We start from the raw sequence: 17,947 nt of genomic DNA on the forward strand, positions 1-17,947 counted from the left end.
AGCGTAGCGCTCGAGCGGTGCGCTGCCGATCCGGAGCCCATTGCCACTTCTAGGTCCCGGCTCTGCGCTCCGCTTCGCTGGGCTTGTCCGGGACAAGAGCGAAACAAAAAGCTTCGTTCGCCAAACCAAATCTTAAATCTTCGCGATTACATCTGAGCGAGATCGCAACAGCGGTCTCGCTCTTCTCTTTTCGCGCGAAGCATTGCTGCTTCATTCAAATTCTTCGCGCGTTGAAGTGCTTCCAGAGAGCCAAGAACTGACGCTTAAACCACATTCTTGTGTTCGCGTCGTTTTTCAAAATTTTCTCAGAGCTCGTGATCATCAAAAGTGCTGTGTCCTCAGGGTCTAGGACTCGGCTCTTCATCCGCACTCTCAGGGCATCATCAGCAGCAATTCGCGACGTTCGCGCGCCGCTTCATCTTAAGAACAGACACCCGATACGCCTTCTTGCAAGCCGTGCTCTCAGCCCGCCGCGATGGCTTGCCCGCGCGGGTGGCGCGTCATTGCGATCATCCGCAGCGCCATCACCGCGAGCAGCGGAATGAGAAACGCCGCGTAGGCGGGCATCGCCGGTACGCGCTTGCCGAACGACACCATGAACTGGATCCAGAGATAGTACCCGCCGACGAGGTGCAGCGTGCGCCAGGCCCGCGGTCCGATCAGCGCGGCCGTACAATCGAACGAGGTCGCACTCATGGCCATGATCATGGCATAGCCGATGCAGCCGAAGATGTAGGAGGCCGGCGAGGTGGCTTCCGCGAAACCTGCCGGATCCATCCTGGCGAAGACGACGATCGCCACCGCATGGATGGCGTGGGAGACCGCAAAGCTCAAGCCGAGATAGCGGCGGTTGCGGCGCTGCCAGCGCGTCCAGGCGTTGGGCCAAAGCCGCGCCAGCGCTGCAGCGCCGAAGGCGAGACAAAACAACAGCAGCGAGCTGCGCGCCGTGAAGCGGATCACCACGCGAACGCCCTCGACCTCGAATTGCCGCATCGAGGCAATCCAGAAGCTCAAGGCGAGCAGGCTCAGCGTGAGCACGGCGAGCAGCCGCCAGCCTTCGAACCAGGTGTGACGTCGCGATATCATGGCGGCTTCCTCCATTATGTAATCACCGATTACATTTCGATGCTCGATGGTCGTCAACGGTGTAATCGCCGCTTACATTCACGTTCGAGTGATGCTAGGAAGCCGTATGCCTGCCCGTCAGACCTCCAAGCCCCGGATTTCCAAGCCCCGCGGCCGTCGCCAGACACCCGAAGCCCGGCCCTATCACCACGGCGACCTCCGCCGGGTGCTGATCGATGCTGCGTTGCAACTGGCGGCCGAGGGGACCGAGGTCTCGGTCCGTGAGGCGGCGCGCCGGGCCGCGGTGTCACCGGGAGCACCATTCCGGCACTTTCCCAACCGCGACGCCTTGATGGCGGCGGTGGCTGAGGAGGCGCAGCGGCGCTTTCGCATCGAGATCGAGGCCGCGCTGGCCGAAGCGACCTCCGCTGACCCCCTGGTGCGCTTCCGCGCCTTCGGCATCGCCTATGTGCGCTGGGCGATGCACAACCCTGCGCATTTCGAGATCATCTCAACGGGACGCTATTTCGCGTATGGCAGCTCCGCCGAATTGATCCGCGACAATGCCGAGCTGGTCGCACTGAGCGAACGGATGTTGGCTGAGGCGGCCTCCGAGGGCCTGCTGCATTCGTCGGATCTGAAGCGCATCCTGATTGCCGGCCGCGCTCTGATCTACGGTTTTTCCCGGATGAACCTCGACGGCCATTTTCCGCGCTGGGGCGTGGCGGAGGGGGAAATCGAGCGGATGGCGGAAGGGGTGATTGATCTGTTCATCGCAGGGATCGCCAAGCGCTAGCTCGCCCCCGGTGCGGCCCTTCGCCGCCCGCTAACATTAAGCGAAGGTCGCATCGCCGCGCGCGTTGCCTGCCTGTGACCGTTCCGTTACAGTTTTGTGACACGGTGCAGCCGGCTGCGCCGGACGCCTTGGCGGTCTTCAGGCCAGCCAACCGGCTTCGCATCACCGCGCCGGACCCAAGTTCAGCGTGTCGTCGATGGCGTCCGCGCCCAATCCAGGTCCTTCCGCCGCCACTGCCGCTCTGGCGAGCGTCGCCGCGCTCGGTACCTGGCGGCTGCTTGCGGTAGCCGCGCCGCATGTCGCCGCGCTTGCGCTGATGTCCGAGACAGAGACGGATTTCGCCTCGCGGCTCTCCTTCCTGCTCGCCTGGGGCATCCTCAACTTCTTCTGGATCACACTGCTCCGCCGGCCGGCGCTGTCGGGCGCATTGTCGCTCACCATGGTCGTGGTGCTGGTGCTGCTGTCCCGGCTCAAGCACGACGTTGCGCAGATGACGGTCAACTTCATCGACCTGATGATGATCGATCGCGACACGGTCGCGTTCCTGTTCACGATCTTCCCGAATTTGCGCTGGTCGGTGATCGGGGCTGGCCTCGTGACGCTGCCGTTGATGTACGCGCTGTGGTGGCTCGATCCGTTCCGCATCCGCCGCCTTCCGGCGCTCGCCTGCAAGCTCGCCTGTCTCGCCGCTCTGGTCTTCTATTCCGTCTATCATCCTGACGAAGCCTGGCGCGGCTATTACGACGACGGCTATCTTTCAAAGTTCTTCCGCTCCGGCGTCACTGCGGTGTCCGATTTCGTGCAGTACGGCTTCATGGAGTCGGCCGCCTCGACCAACGAGCGGCTCAACATGCCGCTGGTCGATGCCTGCCACCCGGCCGGCCGCCGGCCGAACATCATCATGATCCATGATGAATCGAGCTTCGACATCCGCGCCGCGCAGGGTATCAAGGTGCCATCGGGCTATGGCAGCCATTTCAAGTCCTGGGATGGCAAGGAGCGTACCTTCCTGGCTGAAAGCAATGGCGGGCCGAGCTGGTTCACCGAATACAACGTGCTCGCGGGTCTGTCCGCGCGCTCGTTCGGCCGCTTCGCCTATTTCGTGACGCGCATTGCGTCGGGCCGCGTCGAACGTGGCCTGCCATTGGCGCTGCGCCGTTGCGGCTACGACACCATGTCGCTCTATCCGGCCTATGGCGGCTTCATGGGCGCGCGCACCTTCCAGATGACGACCGGCGTCGAACGCTTCCTCGACTCTCATGATCTCGGCGCGAAAGACGTCGAGCCTGACAGCTTCTTCTACGACAAGGCGCTCCGGCTGATGGGCGACCGCACGCCCAACAAGCCGCTGTTCACCTTCATCTATCTCGGTGCCAATCATTTCCCCTGGGAGACGCGCTTCCGCCCCGACCTGCTGCCGAACTGGCGCGCGCCGGGCAACGTGCCGTCCATCGACGAATATCTGCGCCGCCAGGCGATGAGCGCCGAGCAATACAAAGCCTTCGTCGCGGGCTTGAAGAAGAATTTTCCCGGCGAGCCGTTCCTGATCGTGCGCTATGGCGATCATCAGCCCGAGTTCGCGCCTGCCATCCTCGAGCCAGGGCTCGACGAAGGCGCAATCGGCAAGAAGCTCGACGCCTATGATCCGCGTCTCTATGCGACCTATTACGCCATCGACGCGGTCAATTTCGAGCCTGTGAAGAGCGCTGCCGTGATGGATACAATCGATGGCCCCTATCTGCCGCTGGTAATCCAGGAAGCCGCCGGTATTCCGCTCGACCCGTCGTTTGCGGAGCAAAAGGCTATCATGCTCCGCTGCAACGGCATCTTCTATGGTTGCAAGGACGGCGCCGAGGCGCGGCGGCTGAACCGGCTGCTGATCGATGCAGGGATGATCCGGGGGCTTTAATGCCGGACGTCACTGTTGAGCCTGGCTCGGCAGACTGCTAATATAGCGCCATTTGATATTTTACGGATTTTGCGATGGTTATGCGCCTGCTGTCGCCGCAATTTCTTGTGCTGTGGGCCTTCATCGGCTCGACGCTCACGGTCCATTTTCGCGGACGCGTGCGGCTCGGATTCTGGCGCCAGCTGTCGGATCACTCGACCTTGATGGCGCCGTACAATGTCCTGATGTACACCTTCTCTGCGGTGCCGAACCGGCCGATCCTGGATGTCGGAATGGTTCCGGAGCTCCTCGTCTTGCGCCAGAACTGGCAGACGATCCGTGAAGAGGCGCAGCAACTGTTTGCGCAGGGCGCCATCAAGGCAGCCGACAGGTACAATGATTGGGGCTTCAATTCGTTCTTCCGCACGGGCTGGAAGCGCTTTTATCTGAAGTGGTACGAAGAGCCGTTGCCATCGGCCCTCGCCAATTGTCCGAAGACCGTCGCGCTACTCGAGGGCATTCCGATCATCAAGGGAGCGATGTTCGCGAACCTTCCGCCTGGCGGCCGTCTCGTGCAGCATCGCGATCCCTATGCCGGCTCGCTACGCTATCACCTCGCTCTCCAAGTGCCGACGTCGCCGGGCGAATGCCGTATCTTGATCGACGGCGAGCCCTACGTCTGGCGTGACGGCGAAGATCTGCTTTTTGACGAGACCTATTTGCACTATGCCGAGAACACGACCGGCGATGATCGCCTGATCCTGTTCTGCGACGTCGAGCGGCCGCTTAGGACGCGCGCCATGATCTCCGTCAACCGCTGGGTCTCCCGGCACATCATCAGTGAGAGCGCGACGCAGAATGTGGAGGGCGAGCGCGTCGGCTGGATCAACCGCATTTTTGCCTATGCCTACCAGGTACGGCTGTTCGGCAAGCGGATGAAATCCTGGAACAGGCGTGTGTACTATCTCGTGAAGTATCTGCTGATCGGCGGAATCATCGCGGCCTTTCTGGCGACTGCGTTTGCGTGAAAGTATCGTATTACGATGTTTTAATCTTTCGATGGCGCGCACCGCTTTCAAACTAAAGTCTGAGGCGAAAATGCCTGAAATCACCGACTTGTAATTGGGGCGGCGCTTCGCCTCCCAAACTTTGTCACGATTTCTCCCATCATCCGGCAAGCCGTCGCCGTCGTCTTTCAGGCGGCGCGTCTCTGGTCCACTTTCCTTGCAGGAGTATCGTCCATGCGAGCGCTTGATGCTGCGCGTCTTGCATTTGCCCTCATGTTGCTCAGTCCGTCCGCTTATGCGGCCGAGCCGGCGCACGACATCAAGGGCCTCTACCTCATGACCGACTATCCGGCAGTCACGGTACGGCCCGGGACCACGACCAATGTGTCGCTGCGGTTGCAGGACTACGGCCTCGCGCCGGAGCGCTACCAGCTTTCGGTCGCCGGCGTGCCGAGCGGTTGGACCGCGACTTTGCTGGGTGGCGGCCAGCCGGTCGGCGCAGCGATGCCGGCGCCCGATGGCAGTGTCGCGCTCCAGCTTCGGCTCGACATCCCCGCCACCAGCGATCTCAGCGCACATACGCTCACGGTCAAGGCGGAGGGGCAGGGCACCAACGCCGAACTACCCATCGCCGTGTCGCTCGCCAAGGAGCTGCCCGCCAAGCTCAGCTTGAAGTCCAGCCTGCCGTCGCTACGGGGCAGTCCGAAATCGAATTTCGACTACACGCTCTCGATCAAGAACGACTCAGGCCGCAACGTTGTCGCCAGCTTCGCCGCCGATGCACCTGCCAATTTCGAAACCTCGTTCACCGAAGCCTATGGGACGCAGGAGCTGTCGTCGATTCCGATCGATGCGGGTCAGTCCAAGGACATCAAGCTGAAGGTACGGCCGCCCAGCTCGACCGCTGCCGGCCATTTTCCGGTGAAGGTGACGGTGAAGGCGGGCGACGCTTCAGCCACGACCGAGCTTGCGCTCGATGTGGTCGGCGAACCGCAGCTCCAGATCTCGGGCCGCGATGGCCTGCTGAGTGCGCGTGCCGTCGCAGGCAAGCAGAGCTCGATCCCGATCGTCGTGAGCAACAGCGGGACGGCGCCGGCCGAGAACATCACGCTGGCCGGCACGGCGCCGAACGGTTGGAAAGTGACGTTCGAGCCGGCGACGATCGATCGCCTCGTGCCCGGCAAGGATAGCGAGGTCCAGGCGCTGCTGACGCCCAGCGACAAGTCGCTGGCGGGCGATTATCAGGCCAACATCCGCGCCACCTCCAAGGGTGAAACCGCGTCGAGCCAGTTCCGCATCACGGTCGGCACCTCGACCGTCTGGGGAATGGCCGGCGCCGGCGTCATCGGCGTCGCGTTGCTGTTGATGCTGGGTGCCGTTGCGAGGTTCGGACGGCGATGAACGAGCAACAGACCCAAACCATGACCCCACCGGTCATCCATGCTCGCGGCCTGACCAGGCGCTACGGCGATACGGCGGTCGTTGACGGCATCGACATCGACATCATCAGGGGCGAGGTGTTCGGCCTGCTCGGCCCCAACGGGGCCGGCAAGACCACGACCATCCTGATGATGCTCGGCCTGACCGAGATCTCGTCGGGTGAGATCAGCGTGCTCGGCTTCAATCCGGCGCGCGAGCCGCTCAAGGTCAAGCGCCGCGTTGGCTATCTGCCGGATGCCGTGGGCTTCTATGACCAGCTCACGGCGGCGGAGAATCTCGCCTACACGGGCAAGCTGATGGGGCTCGCCCGTGCGGAGCGTGGGGGCAGGATCGAACAGGCGCTGCGACGCGTCGGGCTGGTCGACGTCGCCTCGAAGCGGGTCGCGACCTTCTCGCGCGGGATGCGGCAGCGGCTAGGCCTTGCCGAGATCATCATGAAGCGCGCCGAGATCGCGATCCTGGACGAGCCGACATCGGGCCTCGATCCGCAAGCGACCCAGGAGTTTCTGGGCTTGATCGGAGAGCTCAAGGCCGAAGGCATCACAGTGCTGCTGTCGTCCCACATGCTCGACCAGGTTCAGCGCATCTGCGATCGCGTCGCGTTGTTCAAGGCCGGTCACATCGTGCTGATGGGGGCGGTGCCGGAGCTCGCGGTCAAGGTGTTGGGGGCTGGCTTTGTCGTGGAGGTCGAGGCTGAAGGTCTGGGGATCGCCAGGCGGCTCGCCATGATTCCCGGCGTCACCAACGTGGAGACGCTCGCCGCCGATCGCTTCCGCATGACTGCCGAGCGTGACGTGCGGCCGGATGCGGCGCGCGCAGTGGTCGCCGTTGACGGGTCCTTGCGCAGACTGTCCGTCGACGAGCCGAGCCTCGAAGCGATCTACGCACGCTATTTCCAGGACCAGCCTGCGGGAGGCGTTCGTCATGCGGCGTGAGGGATCACCGTTCCAGGGAATGTCGACCGTCTTCGTCAAGGAGCTCGCTGACCATATCTCCAGCGTTCGCATGTTGATGCTGCAGCTCCTGATCGTCTTCACGGCACTTGCGGCCCTGTACGAAGCCATCAACAGCCTCAGGCAGAACACCGCCGAGGATCCGTTCCTGCTGCTGCGGCTCTTCACGATCGATCAGGCGCCGTTGCCGTCCTTCGTCGCGATCCTCGGCTTCCTCATTCCGCTGATGGCGATTGGACTCGGATTTGACGCAGTCAACGGCGAGCACAACAGGCGAACATTGTCGCGCATCCTGGCGCAGCCGATTTATCGTGATGCCCTGCTGATGGGGAAGTTCCTTGCGGCGCTCGCCACCATCGGTATCAGCCTTGCCGCCCTGTGGTTGCTGGTGATCGGGCTCGGCCTGATCTTCCTCGGCGTGCCGCCCGGCAGCGAGGAGGTCGCGCGATCGTTGGTATTCCTGGTCGTGGCGATCTTCTATGCGGGTGTCTGGCTGTCGCTGGCGATGCTGCTGTCCACGGTGTTCCGGTCGGCTGCTACGGCGGCCCTGGTCTCGCTGGGCGTCTGGCTGCTCCTGACGGTGCTCTGGCCGATGCTGGCTCCGGCTCTGGCACAGGTGGTCGCACCAGCCGATCCGCGTTATGCGATGCTCGGCCTGAACGATCCGGCGACTGCGGTGTGGACGCAGGAGCTGTTGCGGCTGTCGCCGAACGATCTGTTTGAGGAAGCGATGCTTGCGGTGCTGTCGCCGACGACCCGTGCGCTCGGCCCCGTCTTCCTCGACCAGCTCCGAGGCGCCGTTATGGGCGCGCCGCTGCCCTTCGGTGAAAGCGTCATGCTCGCGTGGCCGCAGACCGTCGGCCTCGTCGCCGGCACCATCGTCCTGTTCGCGTTCAGCTATGTGCTGTTTCAGCGTCAGGAGGTGAGGGCGTGATCTGATTGTACTTTGCCCTCTCGTCCTCCACGAGATGGGCACGAGGGGGTGGCCGACGTCCCCTGCGGCTGCCCCCTCAACCTTGCCTATTGTCCCCCATCCTGTCGCAGAGCCACTTTGCCGCATCCATGATACGTTGTTCGCGCCGTCCTCGAAACGAGGGACGCGACGAGAGACGAGGCCGCCCAATGGCAGCACTCGATCGGACCGCACACGAGAGGTAGAATCATGGCAATTTCCGTTAAGCAGATGTTGGAGGCGGCCAACGCCGTCGTGACCAAGATCACGCCGGCCCAGGCGAAGGAGATGATCGGCAAGGGCAACACGCTCGTGCTCGACGTGCGCGATGCGCCGGAGATCGAAAAGAGCGGCAAGATTCATGGCGCGGTGAATGTCTCGCGCGGCATGCTGGAGTTCCGTGCCGATCCCGAGTCGCCGTATCACGACAAGGCGTTTGCCAAGGAGAAGACCGTAATACTTTATTGTGCCTCAGGCGGTCGTTCCGCCCTGGCCGGCAAGGTGCTCAAGGATATGGGCTACGCCCATGTCTACAACGTTGGCGCCTTCAAGGATTGGGTCGACGCCGGCGGTGCGATCGAGAAGCCGGTCATATAATAAGCGGCGGAGTGGGAGCGCGCCGGGGCGTTGCGCCTAGAATACTCTAGCGCCCGCCGACCTTCTCCCACAGCCACTTCGCCACCGCATCCGGCGAGGAGTTCGCATCGTTGCCGCTGGCGCGCAGGTTTGCCTCGCGCATGGTGGAGATGTCGATCTTGCCGAGCAGCGGGCTCAGCGCCGCCTTCAGCCGCTCGTCGCCGGCGCGCTTCGGTGCCAGCAGCAGGATGGCATCATAGGGCGGGATCGCCTGCTTGGGATCGTCGAGCGCCACCAAATCATATTTCGCGATCAGGCCGTCGCTGGTGTAGCCTGCGATCACGTCGACCTCGCCGCTGGCCACGGCCGCATACATGAAGTCCGGCTGCATCTGGCGCTGCGCGCTGAACTGAAGACCATAGGCCTTCTGCAGCGCCGCCCATTCGGGTCGCGAGAAGAACTCGTAGTCGCCGGCGATCGACATGGTCGAGGTATGCGCGGCCAGATCGGCGATGGTGTGGATGCCGAGCGCGTCGGCGCGCTTCTTCGGCATCACCAGCGCATAGGCATTCTCGAAGCCGAGTTCGCCGAGCAGGGTGATGTTGTCCTTGGCGAGCGCCGTCTTCAACTCCGCCACCAGTTCCGCGCGTGGCTTGATATCGGTGCGGTGCAGCTGGTTGGCCCAGAGCGTGCCGGAATAATCGACATAAAGATCGATATCCCCGGCTTTCAACGCTCCGAAGATCACGCTCGAGCCGAGGCCGGACCGTGCGGTCGCTTCGAGGCCGGCCGCCTGGAGGCGGTCCCGAAGCAGGGCCGAGAGCACATATTGCTCGGCAAAGGTCTTCGCGCCGACAACGTAGCCGGACGATGAGCGTCCCATCGTCGGAACCAGCGTCGCCGCAACCAGCGCCGCGATACCAGTCGCACCGAGCGCAGTACGCAGGCGACCGCGCTGACGCAGGCCGCTCTCGATCAGGCCCAGCAGCTGATCGACGGCGAGCGCCAGCAGCGCTGAAGCGAAACAACCGAACAGCACGAACACCCAGTTTTGGGTCTGGAGCCCGGCAAAGATGTAATTGCCGAGGCTGGTCTGTCCGATCGGCGTCGACAGCGTGGCGGTGCCGATCACCCACACCGCAGCGGTGCGGATGCCCGCCATCATCACCGGCAACGCCAGCGGCAGCTCGACCATGACGAGTGATTGCCGCGCCGTCATGCCGACGCCCTTGGCGGCCTCGATCAATGCGGGGTCGATGCCGTTCAGTCCGGTGATGCCGTTGCGCAGCACCGGCAGCATCGAATAGAGCGCGAGCGCCAGCATCGCCGGCAGGAAGCCGAACGCCGAGAACGAGACGCCAAACCATTTCAGTGTCACGGAGGCGGCGAGCAGTAGCAGGGGATAGAACAGGGCGAGCAGTGCGAGCCCCGGCACGGTCTGCACGATGCTTGCGAGGGCAAGCAGGATGGCGCGCGGTGCCGGACGATTGCGCGTCAGGATCGCGAGCGGCAGGCTGACAACGAGGCCGAGCGCGAGCGCGGCGAGGCTCACCCGCACATGATTGCCGAGATAGTCGGGCAAATGCGACAGCGCCTCGCCCCAGCGCGGATCATTGAAGAGGCTCATGCCGCACCGCCCAGTGGCAGCAGTGCGTTCAGCCGTTCGACCTGGCGCCGTGGCGTGCGCAGCAATTCCAGCACATAGGCGTCGTTGCTCGCTGAGAGCTCGGCCGGTGTACCCTGCGCGAGCAGCCTTCCGCCGCGCATCACCGCGATCCTGTCGGCGAGCAAAATCGCCTCCGTCATGTCGTGGGTGATCATCACGGTGGTCAGGCCAAGCTTGCTGTGCAGCTCGCGAAAATCCTCGCCGAGGGCGTCGCGGGTGAGGGGATCGAGCGCGCCGAACGGCTCATCCATCAGCATGATGCGGGGCTTGGCTGCGAGCGCCCGCGCCACGCCGACGCGCTGGCGTTGGCCGCCCGAGAGCGCTTCCGGCAGCCGGTCGCGATGGGAGGCGCGGTCGAGCTGCATCAGCGCGATCAACTCGTCGACGCGCGCGGCGATCTCGGCGGCCGGCGCGCCGAGCAGTTTTGGCGTGATCCCGATATTGTCGGCGACGCTCAGATGCGGAAACAGTCCGCCGCTCTGGAAAACGTAGCCGATCCGGCGCCGCAGCGCGACCGGATCGATGTTTTGCACGTCCTCGCCTTCGATAGTGACGGTGCCGCCATCGGCCTCGATCAGCCGGTTGGCGAGCCGCAGCAGCGTCGTCTTGCCCGAGCCCGACCCGCCGACGACGGCCAGAAACTCCCCCGCGGCGATGTCGAGTGACACATCGTCGACGGCCCGGAGGGAGCCGAAGCTCTTGGTGACGTTTCGGTAGCTGATCGCCGGCCGGGAAGGCATCGCTGGTGGGCTCGCTGTTCTCTCACCCTCGCCTCCGGGGGAGGTGAAAGCAAGGCCATCCCCATGCGTAGCACGCTTGGCCGCTTGATTGAACTTGGTCGCGCGAGCAGCTAAGGCATCAAGCCAAGTTTGGAGGGAACACATGACAACGCCCACGGCGGTGGCGCTGGAAGATGCCAAGGTTGCGTTCCGGCTGGGGGACGGCCGGGTCTATACAGCGGTGGAGAAGGCTCATCTGACGGTCGCGCAGGGCGAGTTCGTCGCCATTGTCGGGCCGACCGGCTGTGGTAAATCCACGCTGCTCAACGTCGCCGCCGGCCTACTGAAGCCGGCCGCCGGCAGCGTCCGGATATTTGATCGGCCGCTGGCGGCGTTGAACCGGGATGCCGGCTATCTGTTCCAGGCCGACGCGCTGTTTCCCTGGAAGACCGCGCTCGACAACGTTGCCATCGGCCTCGAGATCAGGGGCACGCCGCGTGCCGAGGCGCTGCCCCGGGCGCAGAAATGGCTGACGTCCGTGGGCCTCGGCGCCTTTGCGGGCCGCTATCCCCACATGCTTTCTGGCGGCCAGCGCAAGCGCGTGGCGCTCGCGCAGGTCCTGATCCGCGATCCCAAAATCCTCTTGATGGACGAGCCGTTCGGGCCCCTCGATGCGCAGACGCGCCAGGTCATGGGCAATCTGCTGCTTGATCTCTGGAACGCCGACCGCAAGGCCGTACTGTTCGTGACCCACGACCTCGAGGAGGCCATCGCGCTCGCCGACCGCGTTGTGATCATGTCGGCGGGGCCGTCCTCGCGCATCATCGGCGACTGGCGCGTCACACTTCCGCGCCCTCGCGACATTTTCGAGGTGCGGCTGGACAAGGAGTTTCATGCGCTGCATCGCGAGATCTGGAGCGTGCTCAAGGACGAGGTGATGAAGGGCTACGCGCAATCCACCCACGCGGCGGAGGCGGTCTGATGTCGCGTGTCACGCTGCTTGCACTGCAAGTCCTGGTCGCGATCGTCTGCATCGCGGTGTGGCAGTTGCTGTCGACCGTGCCGGTGTTCGGCAAGATACTGCTCCCGCCGTTCTTCTTCTCCAACCCCGTCGATGTGTTCGATCAGATCGTCAAATGGTTCGTCTCCGGCGTGATCTGGAAGCATCTCTGGATCACGCTGGTGGAGTCGATCCTGGCCTTCGTGATCGGCTCGCTCGGCGGCGTCCTCATCGGCTTCTGGTTCGCGCGCCAGCCGCTGGTCGCCGCGGTATTTGATCCTTACGTGAAAATGGTCAATGCGCTGCCCCGCGTCGTGCTGGCGCCGATCTTCGCGCTGTGGCTGGGCCTCGGTATCTGGTCCAAAGTTGCCCTCGGCGTGACGCTGGTGTTCTTCATCGTGTTCTTCAACGTCTATCAGGGCGTCAAGGAGGTCAGCCGCACCGTGCTCGACAATGGCCGCATGCTCGGCATGAGCGAGGGGCAGTTGATGCGACATGTCTATTGGCCGTCGGCGCTGTCGTGGATGTTCTCTTCTCTGCACACGTCAGTGGGGTTTGCCGTGGTCGGCGCAGTGGTCGGCGAATATCTGGGATCGGCGGCCGGGCTCGGCTATCTCATCCAGCAGGCCGAAGGCGTGTTCGACGTCGCCGGCGTCTTCGCCGGCATGTTCGTGCTGTCGGTGTTCGTCATCCTGATCGATTTCGCGGTGACTTTGGTGGAGCGGCGCCTGCTGGTCTGGCGGCCTACGGTGGACGGCCGCGGGTAGGTCTCGCCAGCCTGCTGACATTTATGTGATTGACCCGCCGGAATAGAACGCGCGGCCACGCGTCATACCCCCATGCAATCACCTGCATGGGAGTTTTGGATGCACGGGTCACGGTTTCGCCGCGTCGTTGCGGCGCTCGCAAGCAGATGCCGATGGCCGAAGCCCGGCCTCGGCACGACGCTCCTTGCCGCGCGCATTCTCGTCGCCTTCGCGGTGCCTCCGCTGGTCTTCGCGCATGAAGCCCATCCGGCCACCGCTCCGCAGGCCGGCCTCAGCGCCGACGAGAGCGCCTTCCTGCAAGAGAACGAGGCGGCCATGACCAGGATGATGAACGACATGGCGGCCAAGCCGACCGGTGACGTCGATCGCGATTTCGTCGCGATGATGACTCCGCATCATCAAGGCGCGATCGATATGGCGGTGATCGAGTTGCGTTACGGCAAGAACGAGCAGCTGCGTCGTATCGCCCAGGAAATCATCGTCGACCAGATGCAGGAGATCGCGGCCATGAAGCTCGCGATCGGCGAACCGGTTGCGGACACCACGCCCGCCCTCACCCAGGCGCAACCTGCCTCAATTGCCAACGTCCATCATCATCCCGGCATGCAGATGGACATGTCCACCGGAATGAAGAAATAGGAGCCACGCATGACGACCTTGAGAAACACGATCGGGAAGAGCGTTCTTCTGGCAGCTACGATGCTTGCCGCCAACTCGATCGCGTGGGCAGGGCAGGCGCCGGGCAGACTGTCGGCCCCCGATAGTCCGATCAGCCACCACGACCGCGTCTACGCGGCGGAACAGTTCTCGAATACGGTCTCGGTCACCGACCCCGTCGACAACAAGCTGCTTGGCGTGATCCGGCTGGGCGACCCGCAGCCCGGAAATTTCAGCCCGCTCTACAAGGGCCAGGTGCTCGTGCACGGCATGGGTTTCTCGCCAGATCACAGGACGCTCGCCGTGGTGTCGATCGGCTCGAATTCGGTGACGTTCATCGACACCGCCACCAACGCGGTCAAGCATGTCGCCTATGTCGGACGGTCGCCGCACGAGGCGTTCTTCACGCCGGACGGCAAGGAAGTCTGGGTCACCGTGCGTGGCGAGAACTACATCTCCGTCATCGACCCCGTGAGCTTTGAAGAGACAACCCGCATCGTGACCCCGAACGGACCGGGCATGCAGATCTTCTCGCCCGACGGCAAATACGGCTACATCTGCTCGTCCTTCAATCCCGAGACTGATGTCGTCTCGGTCGCCGAGCACAAGATCATCGCAACGGTGAAGCAAGAGAGCCCGTTCTGCCCGAACATCGCTGCGACGCCGGATGGCAGTCAGGTTTGGTTCACGCTCAAGGATGTCGGCCGGACCCAGGTATTCAACGCCAAGCCGCCGTTCAGCCTGGTCAAGACGATCGATACCGGGCCGATCACCAATCACGTCAACTTCGCGCACACCGCCAAGGGCACGTTCGCCTATGTCACCGTCGGCGGCCTGAATGAGGTGAAAGTGTTCCGCACCGACGATTTCTCTGAGGTCGCGACGGTCCCGGTCGGCAATCTCCCGCACGGCGTCTGGCCGTCCGGTGATGGCACGCGCATTTATGTGGGACTGGAGAATGCTGACGCGCTTGCGGCGATAGATACGGCGACGAACAAGGTGGTTGCCAACATTCCGATCGGCCAAGCGCCGCAGGCAATCGCCTATGTGCCAAACGCGGCGCCTGATGCGAATGATCGGCAGAACTTGCAGGCGCTCGGTGTTGCCGGCCAAGTTGCGCATCTGGCGCTCGCGTCGAAAGGTGGTGCCAAGGACGGCAAGACGCCGACCAGCGTGTCGCTGTTCGATCAGGGCCTGATTCAGGTGTTGCAAGCCTCTGTGACGGGACTTCAGCCCAGGCAGAAATACGTGCTTGCGCTGGCGGATCATGGCGATGGAAGTGGTCCATTGCAGCCTTTGGCGGCGTTCATGACCAACCCGGCCGGATCGGCTATCGTCAACGCGGCCGGCCCGATCCGTCAGATCGTCGATCAGTCGGCTGCCGCTACCAGGCGGTACCTCGTGATCGCCTCCGGCGACGCGGCCATGCCCGGCGAGGCAGTCCAGATCGAGGCGCAATGACGTTCGAACGAACGGCAAGGCAAAGCAGGCGGAGCGCCTCATGAAGGATATGCTGGTTCAGGTTGAACCGCTGATTCCCGCGCTCCGTCGCTATGCCCGTGCACTGATGCGCGATCGTGCGGCCGCTGACGATCTGGTCCAGGATTGCCTGGAGCGTGCCGTCAGCCGCTGGCATCAGCGGCGTGATGGCAGTGTGCGCGCCTGGCTGTTCACCATCCTCCACAATCTGGCGGTCACGCAATTTCGCCAGGCCACAGCGCGGGGCAGACATATGCCGATCGACGATGCAGGCGAACAGGAGCTCGTCAGCGCGGCAGCGCAGGAGCAAAGGCTGATCTACCAGGATGTCCTCGGCAAGCTTGCGAAACTGCCGGAAGAACAGCGGGCCGTCTTGTTGCTGGTCGCAGTCGAGGACCTCTCCTACGCGGATGCCGCAGCGGTGCTCAACGTTCCCGTCGGCACTGTCATGTCGCGTCTGTCGCGCGGGCGGGAGAGGCTGCAGCAGGAGATGGATGGCGTTGCGCCGAGGAATGTCGTCGCATTGCGGAGCGTCAAATGAACCAGCGGCCGATGACCGAAGACGATCTCCACGCCTATGTGGACCAGGCGCTCGAGCCCGAGCGGCGCGCGGAGGTCGCATCCTATCTGGATGATCATCCTGACGTCGCCGGGCGCGTCGCGGCCTATGCCGCCCAGCGCCAGCAGCTGCGGGGCGCGCTTGCGTCAATCGCAGATGAGCCGTTGCCGGCTGAGCTGAACTTGTCGCACATCATCGAGAATAGCAAACGACGTCCTCTGCGGGCGTGGCGTGCGATTGCGGCGGTCGTGCTTCTCGGCATCGGCGCTGTCGGCGGTTGGTCCATGCGCAGTGTGCTCCAGGAGCGATCGAATGGACTGTCCTCGTTGGCTCATGAGGCGGCCTATTCTTATAACGTCTATGCACCGGACCGCGTTCGACCCGTCGAGATACGGGCCTCCGACAGCGCTGAGCTCACCCGGTGGGTCTCCAACCGGCTAAAGCAGCCGGTCAAGGTGCCGGACCTCTCGGTGTCAGGCTATCGGCTGATGGGCGGGCGCCTGGTTGCGACGCCGCATGGCCCGGCAGGGATGTTCATGTACGACGACGATCACGGTGACCGTCTCGTTGTGCTGACACGGCCGATGAACGACCGCAACCTCGCGACGCCGATGATGCCGCAATCGACCGGCGACGTCGCGGGCTTCGTCTGGGCGGATGGCGGCATGGGTTACACGCTCGTCGGCCAGTTGCCCGGGGAAACCCTCAAGCCTATCGCGAACGAGATCCGAAAGCAGTCGCGCCCGATATAGCGGGCCCGCGCGCCGTCGCGAGCCCGGATCGCACAGCTTCAATCCAGCAGCTTGACGTCGCCGGGCGCCTGCGGCGGCGTCTTGATCGCGATTGCCTTGACCTGACCGCTGATCGGCTTGGTGCCGCCATGCGGCGTGCCCTTGGGGATGATGACGAGATCGCCCGGTTTCACGGTCACTTCCTTGTCGCCAAGCCAGATCGTCCCGCTGCCGTCAAGGATGTACTGGATCTCGTTGGTGTTGGGATGCAGGTGCTTCGGCACATTGCCGACCTGGATAGACACGGTCGAGCCGTCAGCGGTCATGAAGGTCTTGGAGCGGTAGCCGACCTGGTTGGCGGGCCCAGCGCATCTCCCTCCATCTCGCCGGTGTGGATAATCTGCGCGGTAGTGTTTTCGGCGGCGAATGCCGGCCCAAGCTAATAAGTCGCGCTGCATCTGGCGACGAAGGCGGCGGTGATCGACAGCCCTGCAACATGGCGATTCATGGATGACCTCCCCATCAGAGATTGCCGTAGTGGGTGCATGCCATTGCGCCAAAAGGCTGATGGCCAGTGCACTGGGTGTGCTTCTCAAGCCGGCGCTGCTGCTCTATGGTGCCGCCAGCCGAACGGAGGAAACCAATGAAGAACACAATTGCCAGGCTCGCCGGCGCCCTGCTTGCGCTGACGCTCACCACCTCGCTTGCCGCAGCGCAAAGCAAAGTCACCGTTGCGGTCGGAGGCGGCGCCTGCCTGTGCTATCTGCCGACGGGTTGGCCAAGCAGCTTGGCGAGTACGAGAAGGCCGGCCTCAATGTCGACCTCGTGGACCTCAAAGGCGGCTCGGACGCGCTCAAGGCCGTGCTCGGCGGCAGCGCCGACGTCGTTTCCGGCTATTTCGATCATTGCGTCAACCTGGCCGCCAAGAAGCAGGAGCTGCAGGCGTTCGTGGTCTATGACCGCTATCCCGGCCTCGTGCTGGTGGTTGCGCCCTCGCACACGGCGGACATCAAGTCGATCAAGGATCTCGCCGGCAAGAAGGTCGGCGTTAGTGCGCCCGGCTCCTCCACCGATTTCTTCCTGAAATATCTCCTGAAGAAGAATGGGCTCGACCCGGCCGGCACCGCCGTGATCGGCGTCGGCCTCGGGGCCACGGCGGTGGCGGCGATGGAGCAGGGGCAGATTGACGCCGCGGTGATGCTCGATCCCTCTGTTACCGTGCTCCAGGGCAGCCACAAGGATCTGCGCATTCTCAGCGATACCCGGACGCAAAAGGACACGATCGAGACCTTCGGCGGCGAATATCCGGGCGGCGCGCTGTACTCCACCGTGGCCTGGATCAACGGCCATGAGAAGGAAACGCAGGCCCTGACCAACGCAATGCTGGCCACGATCGCCTGGATCCATTCGCATTCACCCGAGGAGATCATGGCCAAGATGCCGGAGGAGATGGTCGGCAAGAACAAGGACCTCTATCTCGCGGCGCTGAAGAACACGATCCCGATGTTCTCCGAGACCGGCAAGATGGATCCAAAGGGCGCCGACGCCGTGCTCGCGGTGTTCAGCGTAGGATCGCCGGAGGTTGCGAACGCCAAGATCGACGTCAGCAAGACCTTCACCAACAAGTTCGTCGAGCAGGCCAAGAAGACCACGGGCAGCGTCAAATAGCTAACGCGATTGCGCGGTAACCAG

Annotated in this window: 17 protein-coding genes and 1 pseudogene; 14 read left to right on the forward strand and 4 right to left on the reverse strand. The window is 63.5% G+C overall.

Features of this window, described 5'->3' with window-relative positions; translation table 11 throughout:
* Nucleotides 1-462: 462 nt before the first annotated feature.
* On the reverse strand, nt 463-1,086 hold the full coding sequence (locus XH91_RS09630; protein WP_430648539.1) for a hypothetical protein: 624 nt from the start codon (nt 1,084-1,086) through the stop codon (nt 463-465).
* A 106-nt stretch (nt 1,087-1,192) separates the two neighbouring features.
* On the opposite strand from XH91_RS09630, the gene XH91_RS09635 reads away from it, so the two are divergent.
* The 7 genes from XH91_RS09635 (at nt 1,193) to XH91_RS09665 (ending at nt 8,698) form a co-directional block, all read left to right on the forward strand.
* A complete protein-coding gene (locus XH91_RS09635; protein WP_164933933.1) occupies nt 1,193-1,861 on the forward strand; it encodes a TetR/AcrR family transcriptional regulator in 669 nt (222 codons plus the stop codon).
* Nucleotides 1,862-2,057: 196 nt separating this feature from the next.
* Nucleotides 2,058-3,770 (forward strand): sulfatase-like hydrolase/transferase, encoded by a 1,713-nt coding sequence (locus XH91_RS09640; RefSeq protein ID WP_128950378.1) that lies wholly within the window; start codon nt 2,058-2,060, stop codon nt 3,768-3,770.
* Nucleotides 3,771-3,844: 74 nt separating this feature from the next.
* Nucleotides 3,845-4,777 (forward strand): aspartyl/asparaginyl beta-hydroxylase domain-containing protein, encoded by a 933-nt coding sequence (locus XH91_RS09645; RefSeq protein WP_128950379.1) that lies wholly within the window; start codon nt 3,845-3,847, stop codon nt 4,775-4,777.
* A gap of 213 nt (nt 4,778-4,990) precedes the next feature.
* Complete coding sequence (locus tag XH91_RS09650; RefSeq protein ID WP_128950380.1) at nt 4,991-6,157, forward strand: COG1470 family protein; 1,167 nt, start codon at nt 4,991-4,993, stop codon at nt 6,155-6,157.
* Nucleotides 6,158-6,177: 20 nt separating this feature from the next.
* Nucleotides 6,178-7,131, forward strand: a complete 954-nt coding sequence (locus tag XH91_RS09655) for an ABC transporter ATP-binding protein (protein WP_128950381.1) — start codon at nt 6,178-6,180, stop codon at nt 7,129-7,131.
* On the forward strand, nt 7,121-8,083 hold the full coding sequence (locus tag XH91_RS09660) for an ABC transporter permease (protein WP_128950382.1): 963 nt from the start codon (nt 7,121-7,123) through the stop codon (nt 8,081-8,083). The genes XH91_RS09655 and XH91_RS09660 overlap by 11 nt, the downstream gene beginning before the upstream one ends.
* A gap of 228 nt (nt 8,084-8,311) precedes the next feature.
* Complete coding sequence (locus XH91_RS09665) at nt 8,312-8,698, forward strand: rhodanese-like domain-containing protein (protein ID WP_128950383.1); 387 nt, start codon at nt 8,312-8,314, stop codon at nt 8,696-8,698.
* Between the two features lie 46 nt (nt 8,699-8,744).
* Here the strand turns inward: XH91_RS09665 and XH91_RS09670 are convergent, their stop codons facing one another.
* Nucleotides 8,745-10,304, reverse strand: coding sequence for an ABC transporter permease/substrate-binding protein (locus XH91_RS09670; RefSeq protein WP_128950384.1), 1,560 nt, complete (start codon nt 10,302-10,304; stop codon nt 8,745-8,747).
* Complete coding sequence (locus XH91_RS09675) at nt 10,301-11,083, reverse strand: ATP-binding cassette domain-containing protein (RefSeq protein WP_128950385.1); 783 nt, start codon at nt 11,081-11,083, stop codon at nt 10,301-10,303. The genes XH91_RS09670 and XH91_RS09675 overlap by 4 nt, the downstream gene beginning before the upstream one ends.
* A 142-nt stretch (nt 11,084-11,225) precedes the next feature.
* On the opposite strand from XH91_RS09675, the gene XH91_RS09680 reads away from it, so the two are divergent.
* The 6 genes from XH91_RS09680 (at nt 11,226) to XH91_RS09705 (ending at nt 16,276) form a co-directional block, all read left to right on the forward strand.
* Nucleotides 11,226-12,044 carry an ABC transporter ATP-binding protein gene (locus XH91_RS09680; protein ID WP_128950386.1) on the forward strand — a complete coding sequence of 273 codons (819 nt, stop codon included), beginning with the start codon at nt 11,226-11,228 and terminating at the stop codon, nt 12,042-12,044.
* A complete protein-coding gene (locus XH91_RS09685) occupies nt 12,044-12,829 on the forward strand; it encodes an ABC transporter permease (protein ID WP_128950387.1) in 786 nt (261 codons plus the stop codon). The genes XH91_RS09680 and XH91_RS09685 overlap by 1 nt, the downstream gene beginning before the upstream one ends.
* A 99-nt stretch (nt 12,830-12,928) precedes the next feature.
* Nucleotides 12,929-13,468 (forward strand): DUF305 domain-containing protein, encoded by a 540-nt coding sequence (locus tag XH91_RS09690; RefSeq protein ID WP_164933934.1) that lies wholly within the window; start codon nt 12,929-12,931, stop codon nt 13,466-13,468.
* 9 nt (nt 13,469-13,477) lie between these two features.
* On the forward strand, nt 13,478-14,947 hold the full coding sequence (locus XH91_RS09695; RefSeq protein WP_128950389.1) for a YncE family protein: 1,470 nt from the start codon (nt 13,478-13,480) through the stop codon (nt 14,945-14,947).
* Between the two features lie 40 nt (nt 14,948-14,987).
* The gene (locus XH91_RS09700; RefSeq protein ID WP_128950390.1) at nt 14,988-15,506 is read left to right on the forward strand and encodes a sigma-70 family RNA polymerase sigma factor; all 519 of its coding nucleotides are present in this window, start codon (nt 14,988-14,990) and stop codon (nt 15,504-15,506) included.
* Nucleotides 15,503-16,276: an anti-sigma factor family protein gene (locus XH91_RS09705; protein WP_128950391.1), complete on the forward strand. Its 774-nt coding sequence runs from the start codon at nt 15,503-15,505 to the stop codon at nt 16,274-16,276. Before XH91_RS09700 ends, XH91_RS09705 begins: the two co-directional genes overlap by 4 nt.
* 38 nt (nt 16,277-16,314) lie before the next feature.
* On the opposite strand, the gene XH91_RS39360 is transcribed toward XH91_RS09705, so the two are convergent.
* The gene (locus XH91_RS39360; RefSeq protein WP_245477293.1) at nt 16,315-16,581 is read right to left on the reverse strand and encodes a cupin domain-containing protein; all 267 of its coding nucleotides are present in this window, start codon (nt 16,579-16,581) and stop codon (nt 16,315-16,317) included.
* Between the two features lie 317 nt (nt 16,582-16,898).
* Between XH91_RS39360 and XH91_RS09715 the strand changes: the two are divergent.
* Nucleotides 16,899-17,923 (forward strand): annotated as a pseudogene (locus tag XH91_RS09715) (ABC transporter substrate-binding protein).
* Nucleotides 17,924-17,947 lie beyond the last annotated feature (24 nt).

The sequence above is a fragment of the Bradyrhizobium guangzhouense genome (genome assembly GCF_004114955.1).
Classification (GTDB): domain Bacteria; phylum Pseudomonadota; class Alphaproteobacteria; order Rhizobiales; family Xanthobacteraceae; genus Bradyrhizobium; species Bradyrhizobium guangzhouense.

Excerpts from the sequence above, each read along its gene's own strand:
- XH91_RS09635 (WP_164933933.1), top strand. The coding sequence starts at position 1,193 with ATGCCTGCCCGTCAGACCTCCAAGCCCCGGATTTCCAAGCCCCGCGGC.
- XH91_RS09675 (WP_128950385.1), bottom strand. The coding sequence starts at position 11,083 with ATGCCTTCCCGGCCGGCGATCAGCTACCGAAACGTCACCAAGAGCTTC.
- XH91_RS09650 (WP_128950380.1), top strand. The coding sequence starts at position 4,991 with ATGCGAGCGCTTGATGCTGCGCGTCTTGCATTTGCCCTCATGTTGCTC.
- XH91_RS09655 (WP_128950381.1), top strand. The coding sequence starts at position 6,178 with ATGACCCCACCGGTCATCCATGCTCGCGGCCTGACCAGGCGCTACGGC.
- XH91_RS09695 (WP_128950389.1), top strand. The coding sequence starts at position 13,478 with ATGACGACCTTGAGAAACACGATCGGGAAGAGCGTTCTTCTGGCAGCT.
- XH91_RS09670 (WP_128950384.1), bottom strand. The coding sequence starts at position 10,304 with ATGAGCCTCTTCAATGATCCGCGCTGGGGCGAGGCGCTGTCGCATTTG.
- XH91_RS09660 (WP_128950382.1), top strand. The coding sequence starts at position 7,121 with ATGCGGCGTGAGGGATCACCGTTCCAGGGAATGTCGACCGTCTTCGTC.
- XH91_RS39360 (WP_245477293.1), bottom strand. The coding sequence starts at position 16,581 with ATGACCGCTGACGGCTCGACCGTGTCTATCCAGGTCGGCAATGTGCCG.
- XH91_RS09690 (WP_164933934.1), top strand. The coding sequence starts at position 12,929 with ATGCACGGGTCACGGTTTCGCCGCGTCGTTGCGGCGCTCGCAAGCAGA.
- XH91_RS09645 (WP_128950379.1), top strand. The coding sequence starts at position 3,845 with ATGGTTATGCGCCTGCTGTCGCCGCAATTTCTTGTGCTGTGGGCCTTC.
- XH91_RS09705 (WP_128950391.1), top strand. The coding sequence starts at position 15,503 with ATGAACCAGCGGCCGATGACCGAAGACGATCTCCACGCCTATGTGGAC.
- XH91_RS09630 (WP_430648539.1), bottom strand. The coding sequence starts at position 1,086 with ATGATATCGCGACGTCACACCTGGTTCGAAGGCTGGCGGCTGCTCGCC.
- XH91_RS09700 (WP_128950390.1), top strand. The coding sequence starts at position 14,988 with ATGAAGGATATGCTGGTTCAGGTTGAACCGCTGATTCCCGCGCTCCGT.
- XH91_RS09685 (WP_128950387.1), top strand. The coding sequence starts at position 12,044 with ATGTCGCGTGTCACGCTGCTTGCACTGCAAGTCCTGGTCGCGATCGTC.
- XH91_RS09640 (WP_128950378.1), top strand. The coding sequence starts at position 2,058 with ATGGCGTCCGCGCCCAATCCAGGTCCTTCCGCCGCCACTGCCGCTCTG.
- XH91_RS09680 (WP_128950386.1), top strand. The coding sequence starts at position 11,226 with ATGACAACGCCCACGGCGGTGGCGCTGGAAGATGCCAAGGTTGCGTTC.
- XH91_RS09665 (WP_128950383.1), top strand. The coding sequence starts at position 8,312 with ATGGCAATTTCCGTTAAGCAGATGTTGGAGGCGGCCAACGCCGTCGTG.